At 41.4% G+C, this 22,782-nt stretch carries 18 protein-coding genes and 1 pseudogene; 10 read left to right on the top strand and 9 right to left on the bottom strand.

The genetic code is table 11. The features are described from left to right. The coding region (locus ACT3QP_RS04845; RefSeq protein ID WP_444524668.1) for a BCCT family transporter at nt 1-1,731 on the top strand (1,731 nt) is incomplete at its 5' end. A gap of 207 nt (nt 1,732-1,938) precedes the next feature. Here ACT3QP_RS04845 and ACT3QP_RS04840 read toward each other — a convergent pair. Further along, nucleotides 1,939-3,117 carry a MalY/PatB family protein gene (locus tag ACT3QP_RS04840; RefSeq protein WP_444524667.1) on the bottom strand — a complete coding sequence of 393 codons (1,179 nt, stop codon included), beginning with the start codon at nt 3,115-3,117 and terminating at the stop codon, nt 1,939-1,941. A gap of 331 nt (nt 3,118-3,448) precedes the next feature. Here ACT3QP_RS04840 and ACT3QP_RS04835 point away from each other — a divergent pair, with 331 nt between their 5' ends. Beyond that, nucleotides 3,449-4,300 (top strand): hypothetical protein, encoded by an 852-nt coding sequence (locus tag ACT3QP_RS04835; protein WP_444524666.1) that lies wholly within the window; start codon nt 3,449-3,451, stop codon nt 4,298-4,300. Nucleotides 4,301-4,885: 585 nt separating this feature from the next. Beyond that, a complete protein-coding gene (locus tag ACT3QP_RS04830; RefSeq protein ID WP_444524665.1) occupies nt 4,886-5,893 on the top strand; it encodes a hypothetical protein in 1,008 nt (335 codons plus the stop codon). Nucleotides 5,894-6,074: 181 nt separating this feature from the next. Here ACT3QP_RS04830 and ACT3QP_RS04825 read toward each other — a convergent pair. Together ACT3QP_RS04825 and ACT3QP_RS04820 are read right to left on the bottom strand one after the other, a co-directional pair. Then, a pseudogene (locus ACT3QP_RS04825) lies at nt 6,075-6,185 on the bottom strand (crotonase/enoyl-CoA hydratase family protein); the annotation flags it as partial. Nucleotides 6,186-6,226: 41 nt separating this feature from the next. Continuing rightward, nucleotides 6,227-6,928, bottom strand: coding sequence for a tetratricopeptide repeat protein (locus tag ACT3QP_RS04820; protein ID WP_444524664.1), 702 nt, complete (start codon nt 6,926-6,928; stop codon nt 6,227-6,229). A 311-nt stretch (nt 6,929-7,239) separates the two neighbouring features. On the opposite strand from ACT3QP_RS04820, the gene ACT3QP_RS04815 reads away from it, so the two are divergent. Together ACT3QP_RS04815 and ACT3QP_RS04810 are read left to right on the top strand one after the other, a co-directional pair. Next, complete coding sequence (locus ACT3QP_RS04815) at nt 7,240-7,647, top strand: hypothetical protein (RefSeq protein WP_444524663.1); 408 nt, start codon at nt 7,240-7,242, stop codon at nt 7,645-7,647. Next, the gene (locus ACT3QP_RS04810; protein WP_444524662.1) at nt 7,640-8,296 is read left to right on the top strand and encodes a CDP-alcohol phosphatidyltransferase family protein; all 657 of its coding nucleotides are present in this window, start codon (nt 7,640-7,642) and stop codon (nt 8,294-8,296) included. Before ACT3QP_RS04815 ends, ACT3QP_RS04810 begins: the two co-directional genes overlap by 8 nt. 81 nt (nt 8,297-8,377) lie before the next feature. On the opposite strand, the gene ACT3QP_RS04805 is transcribed toward ACT3QP_RS04810, so the two are convergent. Beyond that, a complete protein-coding gene (locus tag ACT3QP_RS04805; RefSeq protein ID WP_444524661.1) occupies nt 8,378-9,178 on the bottom strand; it encodes a crotonase/enoyl-CoA hydratase family protein in 801 nt (266 codons plus the stop codon). Nucleotides 9,179-9,635: 457 nt separating this feature from the next. Here ACT3QP_RS04805 and rlmF point away from each other — a divergent pair, with 457 nt between their 5' ends. Further along, nucleotides 9,636-10,694, top strand: a complete 1,059-nt coding sequence (rlmF, locus tag ACT3QP_RS04800; protein ID WP_444524660.1) for a 23S rRNA (adenine(1618)-N(6))-methyltransferase RlmF — start codon at nt 9,636-9,638, stop codon at nt 10,692-10,694. A gap of 263 nt (nt 10,695-10,957) precedes the next feature. Here rlmF and ACT3QP_RS04795 read toward each other — a convergent pair whose 3' ends face one another. From ACT3QP_RS04795 to dnaA, 5 genes are all read right to left on the bottom strand, one after another. Further along, nucleotides 10,958-11,584 (bottom strand): manganese efflux pump MntP, encoded by a 627-nt coding sequence (locus tag ACT3QP_RS04795; protein WP_444524659.1) that lies wholly within the window; start codon nt 11,582-11,584, stop codon nt 10,958-10,960. 58 nt (nt 11,585-11,642) lie between these two features. Further along, nucleotides 11,643-14,258, bottom strand: a complete 2,616-nt coding sequence (gene gyrB, locus ACT3QP_RS04790; protein ID WP_444524658.1) for a DNA topoisomerase (ATP-hydrolyzing) subunit B — start codon at nt 14,256-14,258, stop codon at nt 11,643-11,645. 504 nt (nt 14,259-14,762) lie between these two features. Next, nucleotides 14,763-15,968 carry a DNA replication/repair protein RecF gene (gene recF, locus ACT3QP_RS04785; RefSeq protein WP_444524657.1) on the bottom strand — a complete coding sequence of 402 codons (1,206 nt, stop codon included), beginning with the start codon at nt 15,966-15,968 and terminating at the stop codon, nt 14,763-14,765. Between the two features lie 129 nt (nt 15,969-16,097). Then, a complete protein-coding gene (dnaN, locus tag ACT3QP_RS04780) occupies nt 16,098-17,273 on the bottom strand; it encodes a DNA polymerase III subunit beta (RefSeq protein ID WP_444524656.1) in 1,176 nt (391 codons plus the stop codon). A gap of 161 nt (nt 17,274-17,434) precedes the next feature. Further along, nucleotides 17,435-18,880, bottom strand: a complete 1,446-nt coding sequence (gene dnaA, locus ACT3QP_RS04775; RefSeq protein WP_444524655.1) for a chromosomal replication initiator protein DnaA — start codon at nt 18,878-18,880, stop codon at nt 17,435-17,437. 612 nt (nt 18,881-19,492) lie between these two features. On the opposite strand from dnaA, the gene rpmH reads away from it, so the two are divergent. The 4 genes from rpmH to yidC all read left to right on the top strand — a co-directional run bounded on the left by rpmH (nt 19,493) and on the right by yidC (nt 22,462). After that, a complete protein-coding gene (rpmH, locus tag ACT3QP_RS04770) occupies nt 19,493-19,627 on the top strand; it encodes a 50S ribosomal protein L34 (RefSeq protein ID WP_007394757.1) in 135 nt (44 codons plus the stop codon). Nucleotides 19,628-19,813: 186 nt separating this feature from the next. Further along, on the top strand, nt 19,814-20,185 hold the full coding sequence (gene rnpA, locus ACT3QP_RS04765) for a ribonuclease P protein component (RefSeq protein WP_444524654.1): 372 nt from the start codon (nt 19,814-19,816) through the stop codon (nt 20,183-20,185). A gap of 1 nt (nt 20,186) precedes the next feature. After that, the gene (yidD, locus tag ACT3QP_RS04760) at nt 20,187-20,567 is read left to right on the top strand and encodes a membrane protein insertion efficiency factor YidD (RefSeq protein ID WP_444524653.1); all 381 of its coding nucleotides are present in this window, start codon (nt 20,187-20,189) and stop codon (nt 20,565-20,567) included. Nucleotides 20,568-20,773: 206 nt separating this feature from the next. Next, a complete protein-coding gene (yidC, locus tag ACT3QP_RS04755) occupies nt 20,774-22,462 on the top strand; it encodes a membrane protein insertase YidC (RefSeq protein ID WP_444524652.1) in 1,689 nt (562 codons plus the stop codon). Nucleotides 22,463-22,782 lie beyond the last annotated feature (320 nt).

Below are 22,782 nucleotides of genomic sequence, written 5' to 3'. Positions count from 1 at the left end.
GGGATGTCAGTGCCACAGTGGCGACCTGACCACGTACCTGATACCCGCATCGATAAATTTACTTTCTTTATGGTGCTCGCCATCCTTTTTAGTATCGCTATACCTTTAATAGTGTTTCCCGAACAGGGCAAAGCTTGGGTGGGAATAGCTCGCAGCTTTGTAGTAGATAACTTTGGTTTTGCGTACCTAGCATTCGGTGCGCTCGCCATGATGTTCGTCATTTACATCGTGATATCTGATATCGGTAAAATCAAACTAGGCCGCCCAGAAGAAACGCCTGAGTTCTCAGATTCTTCTTGGGCGTCCATGTTATTTTGCGGTGGTATTGGCGCCAGTATTCTTTATTGGGGACTGATTGAGTGGGCATATTATTATCAAGGCCCTCCTTTTAATCTACCTGGCGGCTCACCTGATGCCATTCGTTGGGCGACTACTTACGGTATTTTTCACTGGGGACCTGTGGCTTGGTCTATCTACTTAGTACCTGCTGTGCCTATCGCTTACTTTTATTATGTGCGTCAGACACCTGTACTCAAAGTCAGCCAAACGCTCATGCCGTTGTTGGGTGAAAAACTGGCTGGCAGCAATTGGGCCAAGATGCTTGACGTTTTGTTCATTTTTGGCATGGTTGGTGGCGGTGCGACAACGCTAGGTCTGGCCTCTCCGCTTATCAATGAAGGCTTACACAACCTGTTTGGTTTGCCGCGCAACACCACGATGCAAATTGTCGTATTGTTGGTGACCACCATGATTTTCGCTTATAGCGCCTATCAAGGGCTAAAAGGTGGCATCCAAAAGCTCTCTAACATTAACTTTTACCTAGCTGTCATTTTCTTGTTATTCATTTTGGTTGTCGGGCCAACCGTCTTTATCTTGAACACTGGTTTAGAAGCCATCGGGCGCTCCATCACTGAAATGCCACGCATGATGACGTATATCGAGCCCTTTAAAGATTTCCCAGAGTTCGGCTTTGAACACACAACTTTCCCGCAAGATTGGACGGTTTTCTACTGGGCATGGTGGTTGGTATTTGCGCCAACTATTGGACTGTTTATTGCCAAAATCTCTAGAGGACGTACCATACGTAATATGGTCTTGGGGTCGATGTTCTATGGCTCGCTTGGCTGTGCTATGTTTATGGTTATCTTAGGCAATTATGGTCTGTACTTACAATTAACAGGGACGGTCGATGTGGTTGCAGTGCTCAATAATGAGTCTCCAACGGCTGCCATCTTTGCTATCTTAAACAGCTTACCGATGTCTTATTTGGTCATCGCAGTGTTTACCTTTTTAGCGGTTATCTTTACCGCGACGACCTTTGACTCTATCTCTTATATCTTGGCATCTGTCGTGCAGAGAGAGGTGGACGATGAGCCACATCGTTGGAATCGCTTATTTTGGGCATTCACTTTGTGTTTATTACCCGCTATTTTAATGTTCTTGGGCGATCTACAAACCTTGCAAACGGCATCTATTTTCGCTGGTGCCCCGCTCATTATCATTCTATGTATGATGATGATATCTGTGATTAAAGCGGCTCGATACGACCTTGCGTATCAACCTGATTACAGTGTCAAAACCATTCATATCGAAGAACTTCCTGACAATGCACCATGGGAAGAAGGCGAAACCTCAGAAGCACTCGAAGGCTCAGTCATGCATCAAAATGAAGAGTGGGAGCAAATGCGTGAGGATACTGAAAATGCTGAGAACGCTAAAAATGATGAGTAATTATCATTAATTGAAACCAGCATTGATGTTGTTTGAATACCATTCACAAAAGGCTGGACTACCAATGTAGTCCAGCCTTTTTATTTGTCCGCTATATGAGATGCGTCACCTTAATTATATGTAGTTGATTCAGTTTAAAAGAGATACAAGGCAACCGAGCGCAGATGTATAGGTGATACCTCAAGTGAGGTTAACGCTGTAACTCTTTTATAGAGGATTGACTATAGTATCGGCTGACTCACTCAATGCCATATGCATACGATTTAATCCTTCGAGTAGCAAAGCTCTAGGGCAAGCGACATTAATACGCATTTTAAGACGTCCTTCCTCACCGTATTTATATCCTGCGCTCAGCTCAACCTTGGCAGCTCGAAGTGTGTCATATAGCACTTGATCATCTTGAGCATATGCCGAGCAATCTACCCAGATTAGGTACGAAGCTTCTGGGCGCATGACCTTAATTTTAGGCAAATGCTCTTCTAAAAACTGTACCGTTACATCGATATTGGCTTCGATATAACTCAGCGCCTGCGCCAGCCACTCACCGCCCTGCTCATACGCCACACGCATCGCTGTATAAGCAAATAAGTTCAGCTCGTACTCGTCATTTAACTGCTGCTGTTGGCTGATTTTTTTGACTAATGCCTCGTCTGTCGCAAATATCATAGAACCTTTGATACCTGCGATGTTAAAGGTTTTGGTCATCGATGTCAGACTGACTACATTATGCTCATAGCCTTTAGCTAGGGTTAGAAATGGCGTAAACGTGTGACCAGTCAAGGTTAAATCTTGATGAATCTCATCACTGACAATCGCCACGTTGTGCTTTTTGCAAATCGCAAGCAATGCCTCTAGCTCATCTGTCGTCCATACGCGCCCGCCCGGATTTTGTGGGTTACACAGCAGGTAAAGCTTAACGTCATGCTCGATGATTTTGGCTTCGATATCAGCCAGATCTAGCTGATATCTACCCTCAACCTCTTGTAACGCAGAGATTACGAGCTGGCGTCCATTTTGCTCAACCTTACTCATAAACGGCGTATAAATAGGATCGTTGACCAGTACTGCCTCACCTACTTCGGTAAAGACATTCATCATTAGCGCTAGGCTTGGTACGACACCAGGTGAGAACAGTATGTTTTCTTTGGTCAGCTGCAACCCATAACGACTGCCATGCCATTGAATAATTGAGTCATACAAAGCCTCGGTAGGTTTGGTATAACCCAATATGCCATGCTGCACTGTTTGCTCAATTGCATTTAAGATAGGCTGCGCAGCCTTAAAATCCATATCCGCCACCCATAACGGAATCGTGTCATCGTTATAGTGCCATTTGAGTGAGCCTGTATTACTTCTATCGATTATCTCATCAAAGTTGTATTGCATTGGTGTTCTTCTTAATTATAAAAATAGTGGTTTAGGGTACAACATGAAGGGCGTCATCGCCAATGGCTTTATGATTGTTATATGGATAGACGAATAGTTAGCGTGTTTTAAACCATGACTATTGAATAATCCGTTTAACTACTTTTTGAAGGTGTAGAGTATTTATTGCTTGATCTGTCATTATAAGTTAATGTAGAAGGCGTATAGTTAATCTGAACTACTAAATGGAACTAATGTCATCACCGTATATCAACACTATTTACCTGATGACCCTAAGCCATTTATAAACCCACCCTAAAGCCTCTATGGCTTTTTTACAGGACGATGCATAATGAAAATGGACTCTCTATCAAACGTAGCACTTACAAGCACAACACTCAAAGTTGGTGCGCTTACTTTAGCCATCGCCGCAACCACAGCATGCACGACGATGGCAACAGGTGCTGAACATCAAATGTCAGATACCCAAATGACCACCAGTGCTACTAGCAGTACTGCCCTCGCGCTTGGTGAAGCAGCCATGGCTGGCGGCACTAATGATACCGTCGCTATCGGTAGTCAAGCCAATGCGGGTCTAAACTCAGCAACCGCTGTCGGTGGTCAAGCCAATGCTGCTGGTCTAGGCTCAACCTCTATCGGTTGGCAGTCAAAAGCTACTGCTGAACGCGCCCAAGCGTTCGGTCATTTAGCCAATGCTAGCGGTGTTCGCTCTACCGCAGTTGGTGAAGCAGCCATGGCTGGTGGCACTAACGATACAGTCGCTGTCGGTAACAAAGCCAATGCAGGTCTGAACTCAGCAACCGCTGTCGGCGGTGAAGCCAATGCTGCTGGTCTAGGCTCAACGTCTATCGGCTGGAAATCTAAAGCCACAAGCGAGCGTGCACAAGCTTTCGGTCATTTAGCTGACGCTAGTGGTGTTCGCTCTACCGCAGTTGGTGAAGCGGCCGCAGCACAAGGCGCAAACTCGGTAGCAGTAGGTAATAAATCTATGGCAGCTGGCATGAACAGCATCGCTATCGGTAACGAGGCGAAGGCAGCCAAAAACAACCAAGTCGTCTTAGGTAATGCCGGACAAGTGCAGTCGAGTACCGCAGCACAATCAGGTACGGTCAGAATCGTCACGATCGATGACAATGGCACGCTAGGTACGATGATGGTTGATTACTACCAAAAAGCTAAATAACTATAGTTGAGTGGTTAACACTGAGGCTGGTGTTGTTATAGCCAGTCATACTCTATAAAACAGAAAACCTCGCGATTGCGAGGTTTTTTTGATTGGTATGTTTGGTTTGCTTTCTGGTGTTTTGAAGTGCCGCTTTAAACTCTGTAGCTATCAAAGTTATTATAAAGCTGGAGCCAATCCTACCATTCGCTATTATCTGCCACCTTAAATAAAGTATAAAAAACAATACTCCCTTCAAATATCTGTTAGCATTTGGACGAGTATTTATCTAAATTTCATTTTTATTTTAGCTGTTCACTTTTATTGGTGAGACTACCATTTGGAGTACTAGAGCATATCCTCAATCTTAACATTACATTTTAGATAAGAACATGCCTTAGATAATATACCTTAATATGTATAGCCCTTATAGATGTTTTATCAGAATTAAGTATAGTTAAGTTCAAATAATTCGATACAAACAAACCGAGTGCAAGCGATACATTAGTAAGGTTTACGAGGGTAACGGTGTAGCGGATTTATATGGATTTGATTATAAATAATTTACTATTTTTCAATCTAAAAAACTAAAAATGGAAATGAATAATGTCAGGTGCTTATTTTTACGAGCATATAAACGCCTATGAACAATGGCAATTCACTCAAATTGATGTCCCATCTAGCTTTGAACCATACTATCATCTGTTTACTGGTGGTACGAAGCAACGATTTTTATTAGGCAGTCATGACCATACTTTATATTGGGGCAGAATTTCTGAAGATTATAATAACGTAGATTTTTTCCGTCCAAATAAACTTTGGCTACGTCAACAGATGCCTATTAATCCTATTACTTCGGCGAATATTGAAAGCTTTAAACAAGCTAACCCATCCAACCCTGCTCGCTACTGGGCAAACTTCTTTGCAAAAGCTTTAATTAATACTCCTGCCAGCTTTTTACATAAAGGACACTGGCGCATTACGACCCCCTTCGACCTTGAATCAATACCAGAACCTGAAAGCAATTTAGTTAAATTAACCCCGCGCTATTACTGGAGCTTTTTGCATCAAGAATGTGATTATACTTTTGAGTATCCCAGAGAGAATCATATCAGAATAGATTGGAACCAATCTCCAGATACGCCATTACCATTGAAACCTTTACCTTATGCTCATGATGGGCGTGTAAAGTGGTGGCGAAAAAAGATAAGAGAGAAAGCTTGTCCGCCTTTACTGTTATGGTGGCAAAGTTCTATGCTCAGCCATATTGTCATCGATGGTCATAGTCGTTGGTGTGCACATTTATTAGAAAAAACCATACCAGATGTCTTAATTGTAAGCGCCTATCAAACCACTAATTATGATCATTTAGACACACCCGAAAAACGCTTGAGTAACTTACAAGCGCTAAAGCAATACGTTAATAATAGCGCCCAGCATGTCACACCGACTTCCATGAGCCATATTAATCAGATGCTAATGAATGCTTATCCTAATACCACTAGACATGAGGCAGTCACCATTGGCAAACCTATTAAAAACTTGGATGAACGCTGGTTGAGTGAGATAAACACCTTGTTTAACAATCATGACTTTGATAGAAATAATACGTAAACCTTACTAACAAATATAAATCCCTAATAGCAACTAAGCTTATGATATTTATAGTAATGTAGCGGATATCAACTACGACTATTTATGCACTCGCCTAACTACTTTTTGCAGATATATTGGTAATTGCATTATGCACTGAATGCAACTATATATAGCGTTAACTCCACTTATCAAATTACATCTACTTTCCCTTAAACTCAGCCTCACGTCTCTCAACCATCGCCATTACACCTTCTTTCGCATCTTCTGAATGAAACAGTGGCGGAAGATAGCTAATAATATTAGCCTGTGCCACTTTCTACCTAATAGTCAAATAACGGTTGAGATAAAAACCTAACGTCGCAAGTAGTCCAGTTTGGATTGCGCAGAAGTGTTGCCTTGGTCAGCAGATTTTTGATACCACTCTATGGCTTTCTCGTATGACTGAGTGACGCCTCTACCCGTCTCATAGATGAGCCCCACATTATACTGAGCATAAGAATCGCCTTGTTCAGCAGCTGACAGCGTCCACTTTAACGCTTGTTCATGAGACTGCACCACGCCACGACCTTGATAATACATACCGCCCAGATCAGACTGCGCATGGACGTCTCCTTGCTTTGCCGCTTTCAAAAACCATTTCGCCGCTTCAGCATCAGATTGAGCAACCCCGCGACCCATTCTATAAAGCTTGCCCAGACTTTGCTCAGCAGATGCATAACCATCCTCGGCAGCTTGGCGATAGTAATCATAGGCTTGGGCATAATCTTTATGATTGTAATAAGCTTGGGCTAATTGATAAATATCATACGGATTATTAGGGTTTTCTGATACCGCATACTGACAAGCATCTATTACCCCTTGGGTGTCTATATCTACTTTTGAAATATTAGATGTTTCATGGAGATGATCATCGTAAGCTTCGATATTGTCACAGCCTTGTACTTTCATATGAGCGTGGCTTTTGTCATGTGTTGGCGTATGCGTTTGTATGTGTGCATGCCCTGATGACACACACAAAAACAAACCTACTGATAGCAATAACCCTTTCATCATAGCCAACCTTATAATATTCAGTTTAACGTCCTACCCACTCAGTTTCACAACGTTCAATCACTATACTCTGCAAGATACAGCCCGACCCTAAAATCCAAGGATTATTTTTTAGTAGGTAAATCCATTTTTACATAAGTAATCCGTGCCTAGTTTTATAAAACGATATGCGTTAAAATCAACTATAGTCAGCTTATATCGTTAATTCAAGATAAATCAATCACGACCATTCATATTAATACAGCAAACAAAGTGCAAGCCCTACTCCAATATGGCTTGCAAAATTGATGCTATCGCTCTATACGGAAACCAACGTGCATCAGAAAAAAACCCGCCTAAGTCTAACGTTTAACATCATTTCTGCGGCACTCGCTTTTATTATTTGGGGCAGTTGGGCTTATTATGCCAATAGCGGGTCAGATACTAGACTTATATCCGCACTTACCCAAGCACTAGCCAGCTTCTGCATCACTTTAATACTGGTACACATGGTGACATTTATATTTCATCTGCTGCCAAAGACACCTTTGCGTATCATCCTACCAGCTATCATCTCAGTCAGTCTGACTGGCAGTGCACTGATACTAGCCCACACATTGGCAGGTACCTCAAAGATATTGCTCACCATCGCACCCGCATTGACGGTTGCTTTTACTTTTTGTGTGGTGACAGTACTCAAGTTAAATAAAACGGCGACCCACGCTAAGGAGCACCATGTCTGAACTCGAAGGTCGTCGCCCCCTAAAAGTTCGTAGCGCAGGTTTTGCTAAAAGCATCGCGCAATGGCTTGGTAATAAAAACATCACACCCAACCAAATCTCGATTTTTAGCGTGGTCTTTGCAGCACTGTCCGCGATCTGTCTCTTTGCACTACCTTACGCAAACGGCATCAGCTTGTGGTTACTACCCCTCGCAGCAGCACTATTTATCCAATGTCGCTTATTGTGTAATCTGTTTGATGGTATGGTTGCCGTTGAAGGCGGTAAAGGCACAGCGGCAGGAGAGCTGTTCAACGATGTCCCTGATCGAATTGCCGATCCACTGATATTGATTGCTGCTGGTTACGCCGTCACAGCGGTGGATTGGGCGGCTACACTGGGTTGGGCGGCAGGATTGCTGGCGGTATTAACTGCTTATGTTCGTACGCTATCTGTAAGTATCGGGGCACCTGCTAACTTCGCAGGACCGATGGCCAAACAGCATCGCATGGCACTGCTGACCGCAGCTTGTATCGTGACAGCGATTGAGCCGCTACTATGGACTCAGACCTTGACTATGCTATTCACCCTCATCATTATCATTGTTGGCTGTATCATAACAACAATCCATCGAACGCTAACCGCTTACCAATATCTCGAGGAAAGCATCTAAAAAAGCATACCTAAAGAACATTATCAATGCCGCTATTTTAGTACTTAAATAGCGGCATTGAAGACTTGGTCGTTTGTAGCCCTAACGTCCCGTAAACTCAGCCTCACGTCTCTCAACCATCGCCATCACGCCCTCTTTTGCATCTTCTGAATGAAACAGCGGCGGCAGATAGCTATGGATATTGGCCAATGCGGTCGCTGCACCATTACGACTCGCATCTTGCGCTGAAGACAATGTACCTCTCACACCCAAAGGCGCAGCTTTACAGATCTCTTGGGCTAGCGTCAATGCTCGCTCATATTCAGACCCATTTGCCACCACTTCGCTGACCAGATTCAGCCTATCGGCCGTTTGCGCATCGAATGCTTTACCAGTAAGCAGATAAGGCATGGCTTTTTGCCAGCCTGCTGCTGCGACAAAGCGTACGGTCGCCCCGCCAAATGGCATGATGCCACGCTGGACTTCCATTTGGGCAAAGTTGCAGTTGTCACTAGCGATCACTACGTCACTATTGAGCATCAGCTCAATGGCTACCGTAAAGCAAGTACCTTTTACCGCGACCACGACTGGCTTGGTGCGCAGTTTTCCACCAATGCCCCAAGGGTCGATTTGCTCGTCATTAAATTCAAACACGCCATCGTTTAGCTTGTCTTGTAGCTCGACCAAATCTAGTCCAGCGGTAAAGTGATCGCCATGGGCAAATATCAGCGCACAGCGTAAGTTGTCGTCTTGCTCGTAGCGGGTCATCGCCTCAGACAGCTGACCAATCATATGACTGTCAAAGGCGTTGCGTTTATTGGCGCGATTGAGCCCGACAAGGCAAACATGGCCTTGGGTGTTATAAGTGATGCGATTTTCTGTGCTATTACTTTCCGTAGTCATGGTTTCATCCTTGTTCAAATAATTATTGTCTTATAGTGAGTGGTTTTATAGTGGTAGTTATATAGTTAAATCTCGATACTTTATTCATAGAAATTTGTCGATAGACCCACTTTTAATATAGACACCCTCGCGCTATAACACAAGCAGCAGAACTGCTATGAATAAAGTCTACTGGAACCATTTTAGCGAACAGCAGTACTTATTTGTGAATATTCAACACACCCTAGGGCGTGTCCTCATTTTAAAAATGGTGATAAAAATAAGATAAATTGAAGTCAAACAAGGAAGATAGCGCAGATAATATCGAGATATTAGTCAGCTATTTGACGCCGTTTGGCAAAATTTAACTATTTTTAACCCATTTAGATGACTATCGATTGAATTGAGGACACGCCCTAATATTAAACCTTTTTTTACGTAACCGATAAAACGTTTGTTTCCTACGAAATCTGCTAAAATGGTTGATTATATTCAAACATCAAAGCCTCACACCATGACCCGTATTCCAGCAAATAGTACACACAGAAACAGATCGCCGGCGACCGCGAAAAAACTCGGTCAACTGCACCCACGCAACCCACACCAAGGTCGTTATGATTTTGCGGTACTGACTCGCGCTTTACCCGAGCTTGCTGAACATACTATTACCAATCCTAAAGGTGAGTCGACGATTAACTTCTCGGATCATCAGGCTGTGCGCGTGCTCAATAGAGCACTGTTAGCGAACTATTATGGGGTCAAGTTTTGGGACATTCCAGAAGGCTATCTATGCCCACCTATCCCTGGTCGTGCAGATTATATTCACTACATCGCGGATTTATTGGCGCAAACCACTCACGTAAATGCGGATAACACACCGCCGACAGGCAAAGAAATTCACGCGCTTGATATCGGTACTGGTGCTAGTGCTATTTATCCTATCGTTGGCAGCCAGAGTTATGGCTGGCGCTTTACCGCAAGCGATATTGATCCTATTTCGGTCAATACCGCAGCGTTAATTTGTGAGTCAAACCCAAAACTAAAAAACTCAGTTAAAGTAAAGCTCCAGCCTGAGCCTAAATTCATCTTTAAAAACATCATCGGTCGTCAAGATTATTTTGATATCGTGGTTTGCAACCCTCCGTTTCATGCGTCTTTAGAAGAAGCAATGGAAGCCAATAGCCGTAAGCAGCACAATCTGCAACGCCATCGTGGTAAGAATGAAAACGAGCAAATCAGCCGTCATTCAACCAAATCAGGCAATGCTGCGCAAAATCTAAACTTCGGTGGCCAGCATAAAGAGCTGTGGAGTGAAGGTGGCGAGATTGCCTTCTTAACCAAGATGATAAAAGAAAGTCAGAGCTTTGCAGAGCATGTCGGTTGGTTTACTAGCCTCGTCTCAAAATCTGAAAACGTGAAGCCGTTACAGCTGCTACTAAAGCAGTTAAACGTCGCTCAGATGCGTATCATCGAGATGAGCCAAGGTCAAAAAAGCACGCGTGTATTAGCTTGGCGCTTTGATACTGACGAAGAGTAATTACTAAACAAGACTACGAAGATCTTGTTTCACGTGAAACAAAAAAAGGCACCGCTTTGATATTTAAAGCGGTGCCTTTTTTATAATGACTAATTTTCATTAAAACCATAGTCAAAGAAACATAAAACCGATACGATTGTATTATGGTGCTACTGGTACAAATTTTACTTGCTTGCTGTATTCACAGAGGCTGCGAAAAACTTATCACAGCAGCACTGTAGCGATTTAAAAATACTTTGACCATAAATAAAAACCTAAATGAATCAGCTATAAAACATCACTTTCAGACCAATTAAAACAAGCACCAACCCACCTATCGCTTCTGCTTTATCTTCAAGCCATGTACCCGATCGCCAGCCTAAATAGACACCAAGCAATCCAAATACAGCGGTTACTATAGCGATAATAAAGCAAGCTAACCACGCGTTCAGTGCCAATAAATTCAGCGTAAATCCTGCCGCCATTGCGTCAATACTGGTCGCAACCGCTAACGTAAACATAGTGCGATGATTGATATGGCCATGCTTACTGGCGGCTGTTGCTGTCTCACTATCCGCATTTATAGCGTTACCTTTTGTGTGAAGCGCACTATCAACAGCATCCTCCTCATCCGTAATAAATACTTCGTAAAGCATCCTTGCACCCAGCACGATAAGTATAATCCCGCCAATCCAAGGTGCTGCTGCTGCCAACCAGCCTAATAGTGCTGCTCCTAACAAATAACCAATAAGTGGCATCACACCTTGTGCGATTCCAAAATACAAGGCAGCATACAAAGCCAGTCGCAGTAAATACGACTTACTCTGTTTTTGCGACTTAGCACCCAACCCTATCGCAACAGCGAATGCATCCATGGCTAAAGCGATAGCTAGCAGTATTACTTCAATCATTTCGTTTTTCTCGTAAAATGAATATGTCTTTATATCTGATTAACAATTAGCTTTAAATTTAAATATCTAGATTAGAAACTGTCAATGCATTTTCTTCAATAAAGATACGGCGCGGCTCAACATGATCACCCATCAAGCAAGTAAACATATGGTCAGCAGCAATGGCATCTTCGATAGTAACACGTAGCATGCGACGATTTTCAGGATCCATTGTCGTGTCCCAAAGCTGGTCGGCGTTCATCTCCCCTAGCCCTTTGTAACGTTGGATCGCTAGACCGCGACGCGCATCAACCATCATTTGCTGCCAGAGGTAATCAAAGTCGCGTACTGGAATGTCTTTAGTCGTACCAGCACTTGCTTCACGGCGGATAAAAGCATCATCTTCAAGCAAAGTATTCCATTCAGCAGACAGACGAAGCAGCTTACTGTATTCACCAGAATTAACAAAACTAGCATCAAGCAGATAATGATGTGCCAGCTGATGCACATAGACAGTGATACGTGGTAACCACTGTGCTTTAGTAGACACATCGTCGCTATCGGCTACGTCACCCTCTTCTGTCACTATAACTGGCGTCATACCCAATAAGTCTGCAGCTGCTGCATCCATATTTTTAGGTTGCGGTGCATGAATATTGATCAGTTCAATCTCAGGACTCAAATCACTACCAAAATGATCCAACTGAGTTTGCATGGTATCTTTCCACGATTGCATCGCAGACTCATCATAAGTCATGTCCGTGCTCAGTTTTGGTGTATGCGTCAACGCATCCAAAATCACCGCTGGAAAACGAATTTGCAAACGTGCTTTGATCAGCTGGGTTTGGTTATAATCATTTAATAGCGTTTCAAGCGCTTGACCAGTGATCGCAGGCGCATCGGCACTGACATGCAGCTTAGTATTGTCAATTGTCGATGACAGTAGATACGCTTTAAGTGCTTCATCGTCTTTTAGGTACAGCTCTTGACGACCTTTTTTCACTTTATATAGCGGTGGCTGAGCAATATAAATATAGCCACGCTCGATTAGCTCTGGCGTTTGACGGAAGAAAAATGTCAATAGCAACGTACGAATATGTGATCCATCAACATCGGCATCGGTCATGATGATGATTTTGTGATAGCGTACTTTGTCAGGATTATATTCGTCAGGACCGATGCCACAGCCAAGCGCAGTGATCAGGTTACCCACTTCCGCAGAAGACAGCATTTTGTCAAAACGGGCACGTTCAACGTTTAGAATCTTACCTTTTAGTGGCAAAATAGCTTGTGTCTTACGACTACGACCTTGCTTAGCCGAACCACCTGCAGAATCACCCTCCACAATATAGAGTTCTGATAATACAGGATCTTTTTCTTGGCAATCAGCCAATTTACCCGGCAGACCCGCGATATCTAACGTTGTCTTACGACGAGTCATCTCACGCGCTTTACGAGCCGCATCACGGGCACGTGCTGCATCGATAATCTTGCTTGCGATTGCTTTACCTGCACTCGGGTTCTCTAATAAATAGTCGTTAAATTTGTCATGCATCGCAGATTCAACGGCAGATTTGACTTCACTTGATACCAATTTGTCTTTGGTCTGGCTTGAAAATTTTGGATCAGGCACTTTCACAGAGACGATGGCCGTCAAACCTTCACGTGCATCATCACCCGTCGCAGCGACTCTTTCTTTTTTGAATAAATTCTCACGATCCATATAGCTATTCAAGCCACGTGTGAGCGCTGAGCGGAAGCCTGATAAGTGCGTACCACCATCACGCTGTGGAATATTATTAGTAAAACAAAACACTTTTTCGTTATAAGTATCTGTCCACTGTAGAGCAACTTCGACACTGATACCTTCGTCCTGCTCACTGGTAAAGTGAAAGACTTCATTAATGCCGTCTTTACCCGCATTAATATAGCTGACAAACTCTGACAATCCGCCTTTATGCTCAAACTCGTGGCGTTTATCAATACGCTCATCAGTCAATACGATACGCACACCAGAGTTAAGGAACGACAGCTCACGTAGACGCTTCGCTAAAATATCATATTCAAAGACTGTACCTGTGAATACATCAGCACTCGGATAAAAACGAATCTGTGTCCCTGTTTTATCAGTGGCTTCCATTTGCTTAATATCAGCATCAGGCACCCCATCAGTATAGGTTTGATGATAATGATGGCCTTCACGCCAGATATTCATCTCAAGCTTTTCAGATAATGCATTTACTACCGAGACACCTACACCGTGCAGACCGCCTGAGACTTTATAACTATTATCATCGAACTTACCACCAGCATGTAGTACGGTCATAATAACCTGCGCTGCAGATACACCTTCTTCTGGATGGATATCGACAGGTACACCGCGACCATTATCCATCACACTGACAGATTCGTCTTCGTGGATAATAATATCAATCTGATCACAATGACCAGCAAGCGCTTCGTCAATAGAGTTATCCACTACCTCAAAGACCATATGATGTAAGCCTGTGCCATCGTCGGTGTCACCAATATACATACCTGGACGTACGCGTACCGCTTCTAGCCCGCGCAAAACACGAATATCTTTAGAGCTATAATCAGAAGGTGATGCGTCAGAAACCACAGCAGATACTGTAGTTTCTTCAATAGCGTCAGATGTCAGTTGCTCGTGGTCGGTAGGTAGTGAATCACTCATGTGTCTTCCTTAATCTAGCCATAATCAGCCGTTTGTCATGGACCCACCACTACGATGATGCCGCATAACGTTATTTTGGACTTAATTTTTATCGTCGAAAATTTTGATGTACATGTTTGGCTAAAGCAAAATTAGCCAAAACTCTATAAGATATGACAGTGACTCAAAAAACATAAAGTCGGTATTTAAATCACACTAACACTCGTTTCTTTTTTTAAACGTTATCAGAACCAGCCTTATGGATTAAACACAATATTATCAACACCTTATAAAGGAATAAACAGTAAAGACAATCTATTCAATATAATCAAACAACTTGCTGAAAACAGGATAAAAATAAAGCTTAATTTTAGCATTTTTTTGCTTCTAAGTCACTGTTTACTGGTAGTTTTATCAGCATCTAGAGCCACCTCTAGACAACCTTGATTATAGGAATAACAATAGCAAATCTAAAAAACTCACGAGGTAATAAATCAAGATAAAATAGACAGTACACAAAAGCGCTTACAAAGACAAAATTCGACCATGTTTCACATGAAACATATTGTGATGTGACCAAAATCTTTCGATGAATGGTACGATATCATCCGTCAAGCTAGTCATAAATACCTGACATGGCAACTGTGATAGAGTCGACAATAAGATCTCTATCGCCCTATTATCAAGCTCTGCCGTAATATCATCCAGTAATACTACTGGTGTGATAAGTGGTTGCGATGACTGAGCAATCAAACCCTTATCTTCTGTAGAGTTAAGAAGCAGTGGCAACTGTGACAACCTTAATGCTGTGATGAGAAGTTTCTTTTCACCACGAGACAGTACATTCGCTGCTTGTTCTTTTAAAACAGCTAACTTTCCGTTTATATCAGTATCTATCGTCACGCTTGAAGATTCTTTATGACTCTCTGCTGCCTCATTAGAGCGCCAATGCACATGAATATCAGCACGATGATTGCCAATACGGGTGTAACCCAATTGTAAATCCTGCTCTAAACGCTCGTTAAGCTGTATATCAAGCGCCACGCTAGTATCATAACCTGCGTTATAGCTTAAGCTTAATTGTTCCGAATAAGACGGCAATAACTGCTTAACACTCTCAGTAAAATAAGGCTGCCATTCGGTAAATATCCGCTCACGATAATGGTGAATCAGCGCCGCATGATTACTGAGACCTTTATCCCATGATTTTAGTTCAGAGAGCTGTACTTGGGTTAATTGCCTCGTCTTTTTTAGTAAACTATTGCGCTGTTTTAATAGACGTTGGTAAGCCACCCATTGCGGATGAAACCCTTGTTTCATGTGAAACACCAACCAGTCCAGTAGCTGTCGCCGACTGGCACTGCCCTGCTCTAACATATCCATCGTTGACGGATCTATCAACAGTGTTGGTAGCTGTTCGGTTAAGACACTTTGATTGTATACAGTGGTTTGATTAAGCCGCAGAACCGTGGTTGCGTCTGTTTGTTTCTGAATGGCTAAGGTACTACTATCGTTGAGACGAGCGTGTACAGTCACTGCATTCTGATGATGTTGAATATAGCGTTTGGGCTGATGATGACGGAAGCTTTTGCCTCTTGATAACAAAAATATTGCTTCAAGTAACGAGGTCTTACCGCTCCCGTTTTCACCAACAATGACGTTGCAAGCAGCTGAATTTAGATTAACTTGCGTCAAATTGCGTAAGCATGAAACTTGTAGACGTTCAATCATAATAACGAGAGCCGCCTATTTTATTTTATTGCCTACCTACTAAACAGTAAGTAGGTATATTTAGTAAGCAAAAGTCGAATAATATAACAGATAAATTACACTGGATTAGCATTCTAAAATGAATAACAACTAGATACGCATTGGCATAATGACATACTGATGGAACTCGTCATTTAGCTGGTTAACCAACACTGAGGCATTTGATTGGCTCATATGCATTTGCAAGTCTCCTTGAATCACACTGAGAACATCTTGCAAATAAGCTGCGTTGAATGACAGCTCCATCGGCTCACCTTGATACTTAGCTTGTATCATCTCCACCGCTTCATCTTGCTCAGCATTGTTAGCACGCACTTCTACCATGCCATCACTGGCAAAGTTGAATACCACGCCACGAGACTTTTCATTACTTAAAATCGCTACACGGCGTAGTACGTCAGTCATTTTTTCTTGATTAAATAGAGCCAGTTTATCCGTGTTACTTGGCATGACGCGGCGATAATCAGGGAATTTTCCATCAATCAGTCGCGCAGTAAAAGTAACCATCAAATTATCACTCACCTGCCCTGCACTATCGACATCACCAAACGGTAAGCTAACTTGCAAGAACTCACGACCAAAACTCAATATTACTGAGTTATCTTTATCGCCCAACATTTTACCAAGCTCAGCAGCCAAGCGCTCAAGCTCAATGACAGCCTTACGTGGCAAGATAGCCTGCATATTCAGATCAGCACTGACATCGATGACACTACGCGCCAAAGCCAGTCTATGTCCGTCAGTCGCAACGGTCGTTAGTTGCTGCTGTGATACATCGAACAGCATGCCCGTTAGATAATAACGCACATCCTGAATCGCCATCGCAAACTGGGTTTTATGAATCAAATCAGTCAAGCGATTACGACTAATAGTCAGCGGTGTGATATTTTCAGGATTACCCAAGCTAGGATAATCTTCGCTCGGCAATGTTCCTAAGGTAAAACGGCTTTTACCACTGGTTAGTAAGCATCGCTCATTTTCTTGAGTAGCAAGATTAACTTGAGCTTGTGCAGGTAATGATTTACAGATATCTTTTAGTTTTGTTGCAGGTAGTGTCGTGGTACCTGCTTCAACACAAGCACCTGCAGGCAATTTCAACGTCGACGTTAGCTCCACCTCTAAGTCAGACGCGGTCAAAACCAGCTCTGATTCAGATAGCTGCAACTTGATGTTGCCCAAAATGACCATGTTATGACGCTTATCAGCAGCTTTGGCTATTAGGTTAATGGCTTTTAGTAACGACTCTCGATTAATCGATAATTGCATGCTTAGTTACTCTTATTTAAATGGTTTTATTTTTATAAATTTAAAATAATGACTCAATAATACCCTGTCTACTGACGATAATCTATTGACTAGCTATGCGCTTAGATCTTCAATATTATAAATCATATCATACGACTAAAACATAGTGATATAGCAGGCAACTAACCTGCTTGTAACATTAATGCCAGCGTCTTGTAATCTTTATCAAATGCAGGGTCTGCAGCTCGCAACTCGCTCACTTTATCACACGCATGCATCACTGTCGTATGATCGCGCCCACCAAATGATTGACCAATCTCAGGAAAACTATCTCCCGTCAACTCACGTGATAGCGCCATCGCTATTTGACGTGGTCTAGCAATACTGCGTGTGCGTTTACGGCCCATAATATCTTTAATGGTCACATCATAATATTCAGCAACCACCTTGCGAATATTATCCATATTAACGGCTTGTACGCGCATGGCTACAATATCTTTTAACGCATACTGCACCATTTCAAGGGTTATCTGTGCGCCTGTCAGATTGGCATTGGCAAAGACTTGGTTTAGAGCGCCTTCTAATCGTCTGACATTTGATACCACATTTTGAGCGATGAATAATGCGCACTCTTTAGGTAGTGTCATGCCATACGAAGCTGCTTTCTTTTGTAAGATTTGTACACGAGTATCAATTTCAGGTGGATCAACAGCGACCGTTAACCCCCAAGAAAATCGAGATCTAAAGCGTTCATCAAACTCCGTCATCTGTGATGGATGTCTATCTGAAGCCAAAATCAGTTGTTTATCACCACTGGTAAAATCAGCAAATAAAGTCAAAAACTCATTACTACTTTTTGTCTTTCCTGCTAATACATGAATATCATCTACAATTAATAAATCAACTTTTTTAATTTTCTTTTTAAAATCTTCTATTTTATTATTTCTTAATGAATAAACTAATTGATTAATAAATTTCTCAGAAGTGAAATAATAAAAACTTTGATTATTTTTTAAATATCGATGTGCTACAGAATGCATTAAATGCGTTTTTCCCAAACCAGAAGGTCCATATATAAATAAAGGATTATGACGATTCTTTGACTGACGTTTCCCAAGCTCATAACAAGCCTTGTAAGCAAGGTTATTAGACTTGCCCGTAACAAATGTCTCAAAAGTAAAGTCAGGATTGAGATAGCTCAACGATTTTGCATCAGCAGAGTCCACTAAAGCAGCACGACGCGTATTGGCATCGATGTCAGCTTTCGCATTGTTATGATGAATCGTTTCAAAATTATGTTCTGCAAGGGGAGGGGAGTGCTTATCTTCTACAAATAAAGAGCCGGATGATAACTGGGTACTATCATCTGTATCATGTCCCACATTATCAACACGGACAATAACCTCTTCGATACTACCTTGGCTATGCTTAGTAACCAGCTGCTGAATATCTTGTAAGTGGTTTTTTTTGATGTAAGTAACAAAATAATCATTAGGGGCAAGTATGATAAGGGTTTGCTCTTCCTGATGGGCTGATAAAGGTCTCAACCACATAGTGAATACGTTGTCTTTGACGTTATAGCGCAAGTCGTTTAAACACTTATCCCAAATATTTACTGTGTCTATCATGAATAATACTAACCCTATGGTCTGAAATAATAGATATGTCTCAATGATATAAACTGCTATTCAAGCACTAGCATAGCTTCTGAGGACCCAACTCAAAATCATCTTGGCAAGCTGAACAGAAACACATATCGGACAGGAGCTTAATTTACCACAGTTACCCTGTGGATAACACCTTGTTTTTTGTGGATAACATTGTGGACAGTTTCAAAGGTAAATAAAAAAAACAACTTATCCATATTTAATACACAGGTTATCCACAGCTTTGTCCATACTTTAATTTCTTGATTTTAAAAGATAAAAACCACTTAACCACAGAAAAAACACCTGCCAATAACAACAATACTTAAATATATTAATAGTTTATTATTATAGAATTCGATACAAACTGTGGATAACTTTTAAAATCAGGTCAAATAAATACGTGTTCTAAGTTGGTTAAACTGGATATTTAAAATATATTTTTATTAAAACGAACAAACAGATAAACTCACTTTAGTGACCAAAATTTTACGGATATCAATATCAACTGAATTAGTTCATTGACCAAGATCATATGCAGTGGTATAATCCTCCGTTATTACGAATTTAGTCCATTATTTTGATAGGTGAGTTATGAAACGTACATTCCAACCAAGCGTGATCAAGCGTAAACGTACTCACGGTTTCCGTGCTCGTATGGCAACTAAAAAAGGCCGTCAGGTTTTAGCTCGTCGCCGTGCTAAAGGACGTCATCGTCTTACTGTATAATTAGTAGACTACGATAGGCATGGCTAATAGTGCTTGTTAGATCTCTATTATTTATAGATTATGATAGTCAACTATTGCAATTAACATTTAGCCATATATCAAAAGCGCCCGAATCGGCGCTTTTTTTGTCTTTATATTTTACTATTATTTCTAATCTCACTATGAGCGCTTATACTAGGTTTTAATATGCCAAATACTGTTTCAGCTATACCTACTGCTCGCTTCACTAAAGAGCAACGACTGCTAACACCAGCAGATTTCCGCGAGGTGTTTGATGCACCTGAACGAAAGCTTCATCAGAGTCATCTAATGGCCTTTGTACGTTCTAATATGCGTAACAAACCACGAGTTGGCATGGCTATTACAAAGCGCAAAGTACCTACTGCAGTTGCTCGAAATCTTATTAAACGTCAAATACGAGAACAGTTCCGTTTGAAAAATATTAAAATGGAAGATAAAGATATAGTTTTTATTGTAAAAAAATCTATAAAAGGGTTAGATAAAAAAGAATTAAAAAATCAAATAAATAATATTTTTAAAAAAATAGAAAAAAAATAAAATGAAAATTATTTTAAAAAAGATAAATAAAATACTATTTAAAATTTTATTTGGTTTGATTGTTTTCTATCAAAAAATAATTAGTCCTGTCATTCCTGCCCGTTGTCGATACTATCCAACCTGTTCAAATTATGGCAAACAAGCGTTGCTTTGGCATGGCGTCCGATCTGGTAGTTGGTTGTTGTTGAAACGTATTAGTAGATGTCATCCTTTAGGCGGACATGGCATAGATTTTGTGCCTGTACCTTTAGCTTCTTATCAATATTATTATTTACCCTCTACTTGCTCTTCAAATATAAATAATCAAGGAATAGGTGTTTATCGAGATAATAAAAGCTATGTTTCACGTCTTAATTATTTGATGACGTTAGAATCAAAGTGAGTGTGGATAACTTGTGAGTAACTCACTAGCAGAGATACCCACAAGTTATCCACACTCTTGGTATCATTTAAGGCTGATTTTTAGTAAAATGATGCACATTTTATGTAAATGACTACCAATACTGTTGTTAGATGCGAGTACAACTGTACAGTCATGACACATGCCCTAATTTTTCATTCCCTAATTTTTTAATCTAGGAAAGGTTTATGCAAAAGATATTTAGGGTGATGATCATCATTGCGATGCTAATCACCGCTTATCTGCTGATTTTGGCATGGCGAGATGATTATGCCGATGCACCAGTGGTGGATGTACAGCCAGAACCCACGTCTTCAGTAGGTGCTGATATTCCATCTTCAACCGGTGCAGCAGGTGATATTCCGGCTCAGACACAACCTGTTGATAATGCAACTGTGGCTACGGTCAATACGCCTACTAAAGACACAGGTCTAATTACGGTCACCACCGATCGCTATGATATAAAAATCAATCCAGAAGGTGGTGATATTGTTTATGCGGCTCTTAAGCAATACGACGCAACGCTAAAAAGCGATGAGCCATTTGTATTGTTAGAGAACGATAGCAATCGTGTCTATGTGGCTCAGTCTGGCCTGATTGGTCAAAACGGCATTGATACGGCAGAAGGTCGTGCTAATTACAGTCATACTGCCAATAATTATGTAATGGAAGAAGGGCAGCAGACACTGTCTGTTCCGCTAACTTACAAAAAAGATGGCGTGACAATTACTAAGACATTCACCTTCACTGAAAGCAAATATCCGATTGATGTTAGCTATAACATTCAAAATGCATCTACGGCTGCTTGGCAAGGTCAAATGTTTGCGCAGCTAAAGCGTGATGATAGTAAGGATCCAGGTACTTCTAATAAAGGCGTGCTAAGCATGGCGACTTATTTAGGCGGTGCGTGGGGTACACCTGATGATCCTTACAATAAACTAAAGTTTGATGAGTTTAATGATGGTGAATTGGTTACTAGTAGCGATAAAGGTTGGGTTGGCATAGTGCAGCATTATTTTGTGTCTGCATGGACGCCTAATAACTTTACCGGTACTTTCTTTAGTCGTGAGACAGATAACGATTACTTTATTGGTTTTAATAGTAAGCCAGTTAATGTAGCACCAAACAAGCAACTAACATTAGATGCCACACTATATGCCGGTCCAAAAGTACAGTCAGAGCTAAAAGATGTTTCTGTAGGGCTGAACAAAACGGTTGATTATGGCTTGCTATGGCCAATATCTAAGATCTTATTTGCTATTTTGGATGGTATTCATAAAGTCATTGGTAACTGGGGTTGGTCCATCATCCTGTTAACGGTGCTGGTTAAAATCGCACTGATGTGGTTCTCTAATAAGAGTTACTACTCAATGGCGAAGATGCGTGCTATCGGTCCTAGATTGAAAGCGCTAAAAGAAGAACATGGCGATGATCGCATGAAGATGTCGCAAGAAATGATGGCTATCTACAAAGAAGAAAAAGTCAATCCAATGGCGGGTTGTTTACCTATTTTGATGCAAATGCCTATTTTCTTAGCCTTATATTGGGTGTTGGTTGAAAGTGTAGAATTGCGTCATGCACCGTGGATCTTATGGATACAAGATCTCTCAGCGATGGATCCTTGGTTTATTTTGCCATTACTGATGGGCGCATCGATGTTTATACAGCAGCAACTAAACCCGCAACCAGCTGATCCAATGCAAGCAAAAGTTATGAAGTTTTTACCGATTATCTTTACGGCATTCATGCTGTTCTTCCCAGCAGGTTTGGTTCTATATTGGACGGTGAATAACCTGTTCAGTATGACTCAGCAATATATTGTGAATAAAAAAGTTGAGGAAGAGCAAAAGCGTCGTACTGTTAAGGAACTTGATTAATTAGTCTTTATTCCATGCATAAAAAAAACCATCGCTTAGGCGGTGGTTTTTTTTATGCATGGAATACTAGGGCGTACTCTCAATTCAATCTATCGTCATCTAAATGGATTAAAAATGGCTAAATCTTGCCAAACGGTGTCAATTAGCTGACTAATATCTCGATATTATCTACGCTATTCTCCTTGTTTGACGGCAATTTATCTTATTTTTATCTCCATTTTTAAAATGAGGACACGCCCTAAAGTGAGATAAAACTAAGCTCAAACCACTGCTATTAGAAGTTTGCTTTGTCAGTCTGCATCGAGCCGTCTATAATGGGG

Origin of the sequence: Psychrobacter sp. AOP7-B1-24, assembly GCF_052376215.1 — a bacterium.
GTDB lineage: Bacteria > Pseudomonadota > Gammaproteobacteria > Pseudomonadales > Moraxellaceae > Psychrobacter.
This window is presented reverse-complemented; position numbering and strand designations above follow the sequence as displayed.

Bases quoted from the DNA above. Each gene is read 5' to 3' on its own strand.
- ACT3QP_RS04840 (WP_444524667.1), bottom strand. From the start codon at position 3,117: ATGCAATACAACTTTGATGAGATAATCGATAGAAGTAATACAGGCTCA.
- ACT3QP_RS04835 (WP_444524666.1), top strand. From the start codon at position 3,449: ATGAAAATGGACTCTCTATCAAACGTAGCACTTACAAGCACAACACTC.
- ACT3QP_RS04830 (WP_444524665.1), top strand. From the start codon at position 4,886: ATGTCAGGTGCTTATTTTTACGAGCATATAAACGCCTATGAACAATGG.
- ACT3QP_RS04820 (WP_444524664.1), bottom strand. From the start codon at position 6,928: ATGATGAAAGGGTTATTGCTATCAGTAGGTTTGTTTTTGTGTGTGTCA.
- ACT3QP_RS04810 (WP_444524662.1), top strand. From the start codon at position 7,640: ATGTCTGAACTCGAAGGTCGTCGCCCCCTAAAAGTTCGTAGCGCAGGT.
- ACT3QP_RS04805 (WP_444524661.1), bottom strand. From the start codon at position 9,178: ATGACTACGGAAAGTAATAGCACAGAAAATCGCATCACTTATAACACC.
- rlmF (WP_444524660.1), top strand. From the start codon at position 9,636: ATGGTTGATTATATTCAAACATCAAAGCCTCACACCATGACCCGTATT.
- ACT3QP_RS04795 (WP_444524659.1), bottom strand. From the start codon at position 11,584: ATGATTGAAGTAATACTGCTAGCTATCGCTTTAGCCATGGATGCATTC.
- gyrB (WP_444524658.1), bottom strand. From the start codon at position 14,258: ATGAGTGATTCACTACCTACCGACCACGAGCAACTGACATCTGACGCT.
- recF (WP_444524657.1), bottom strand. From the start codon at position 15,968: ATGATTGAACGTCTACAAGTTTCATGCTTACGCAATTTGACGCAAGTT.
- dnaN (WP_444524656.1), bottom strand. From the start codon at position 17,273: ATGCAATTATCGATTAATCGAGAGTCGTTACTAAAAGCCATTAACCTA.
- dnaA (WP_444524655.1), bottom strand. From the start codon at position 18,880: ATGATAGACACAGTAAATATTTGGGATAAGTGTTTAAACGACTTGCGC.
- rpmH (WP_007394757.1), top strand. From the start codon at position 19,493: ATGAAACGTACATTCCAACCAAGCGTGATCAAGCGTAAACGTACTCAC.
- rnpA (WP_444524654.1), top strand. From the start codon at position 19,814: ATGCCAAATACTGTTTCAGCTATACCTACTGCTCGCTTCACTAAAGAG.
- yidD (WP_444524653.1), top strand. From the start codon at position 20,187: ATGAAAATTATTTTAAAAAAGATAAATAAAATACTATTTAAAATTTTA.
- yidC (WP_444524652.1), top strand. From the start codon at position 20,774: ATGCAAAAGATATTTAGGGTGATGATCATCATTGCGATGCTAATCACC.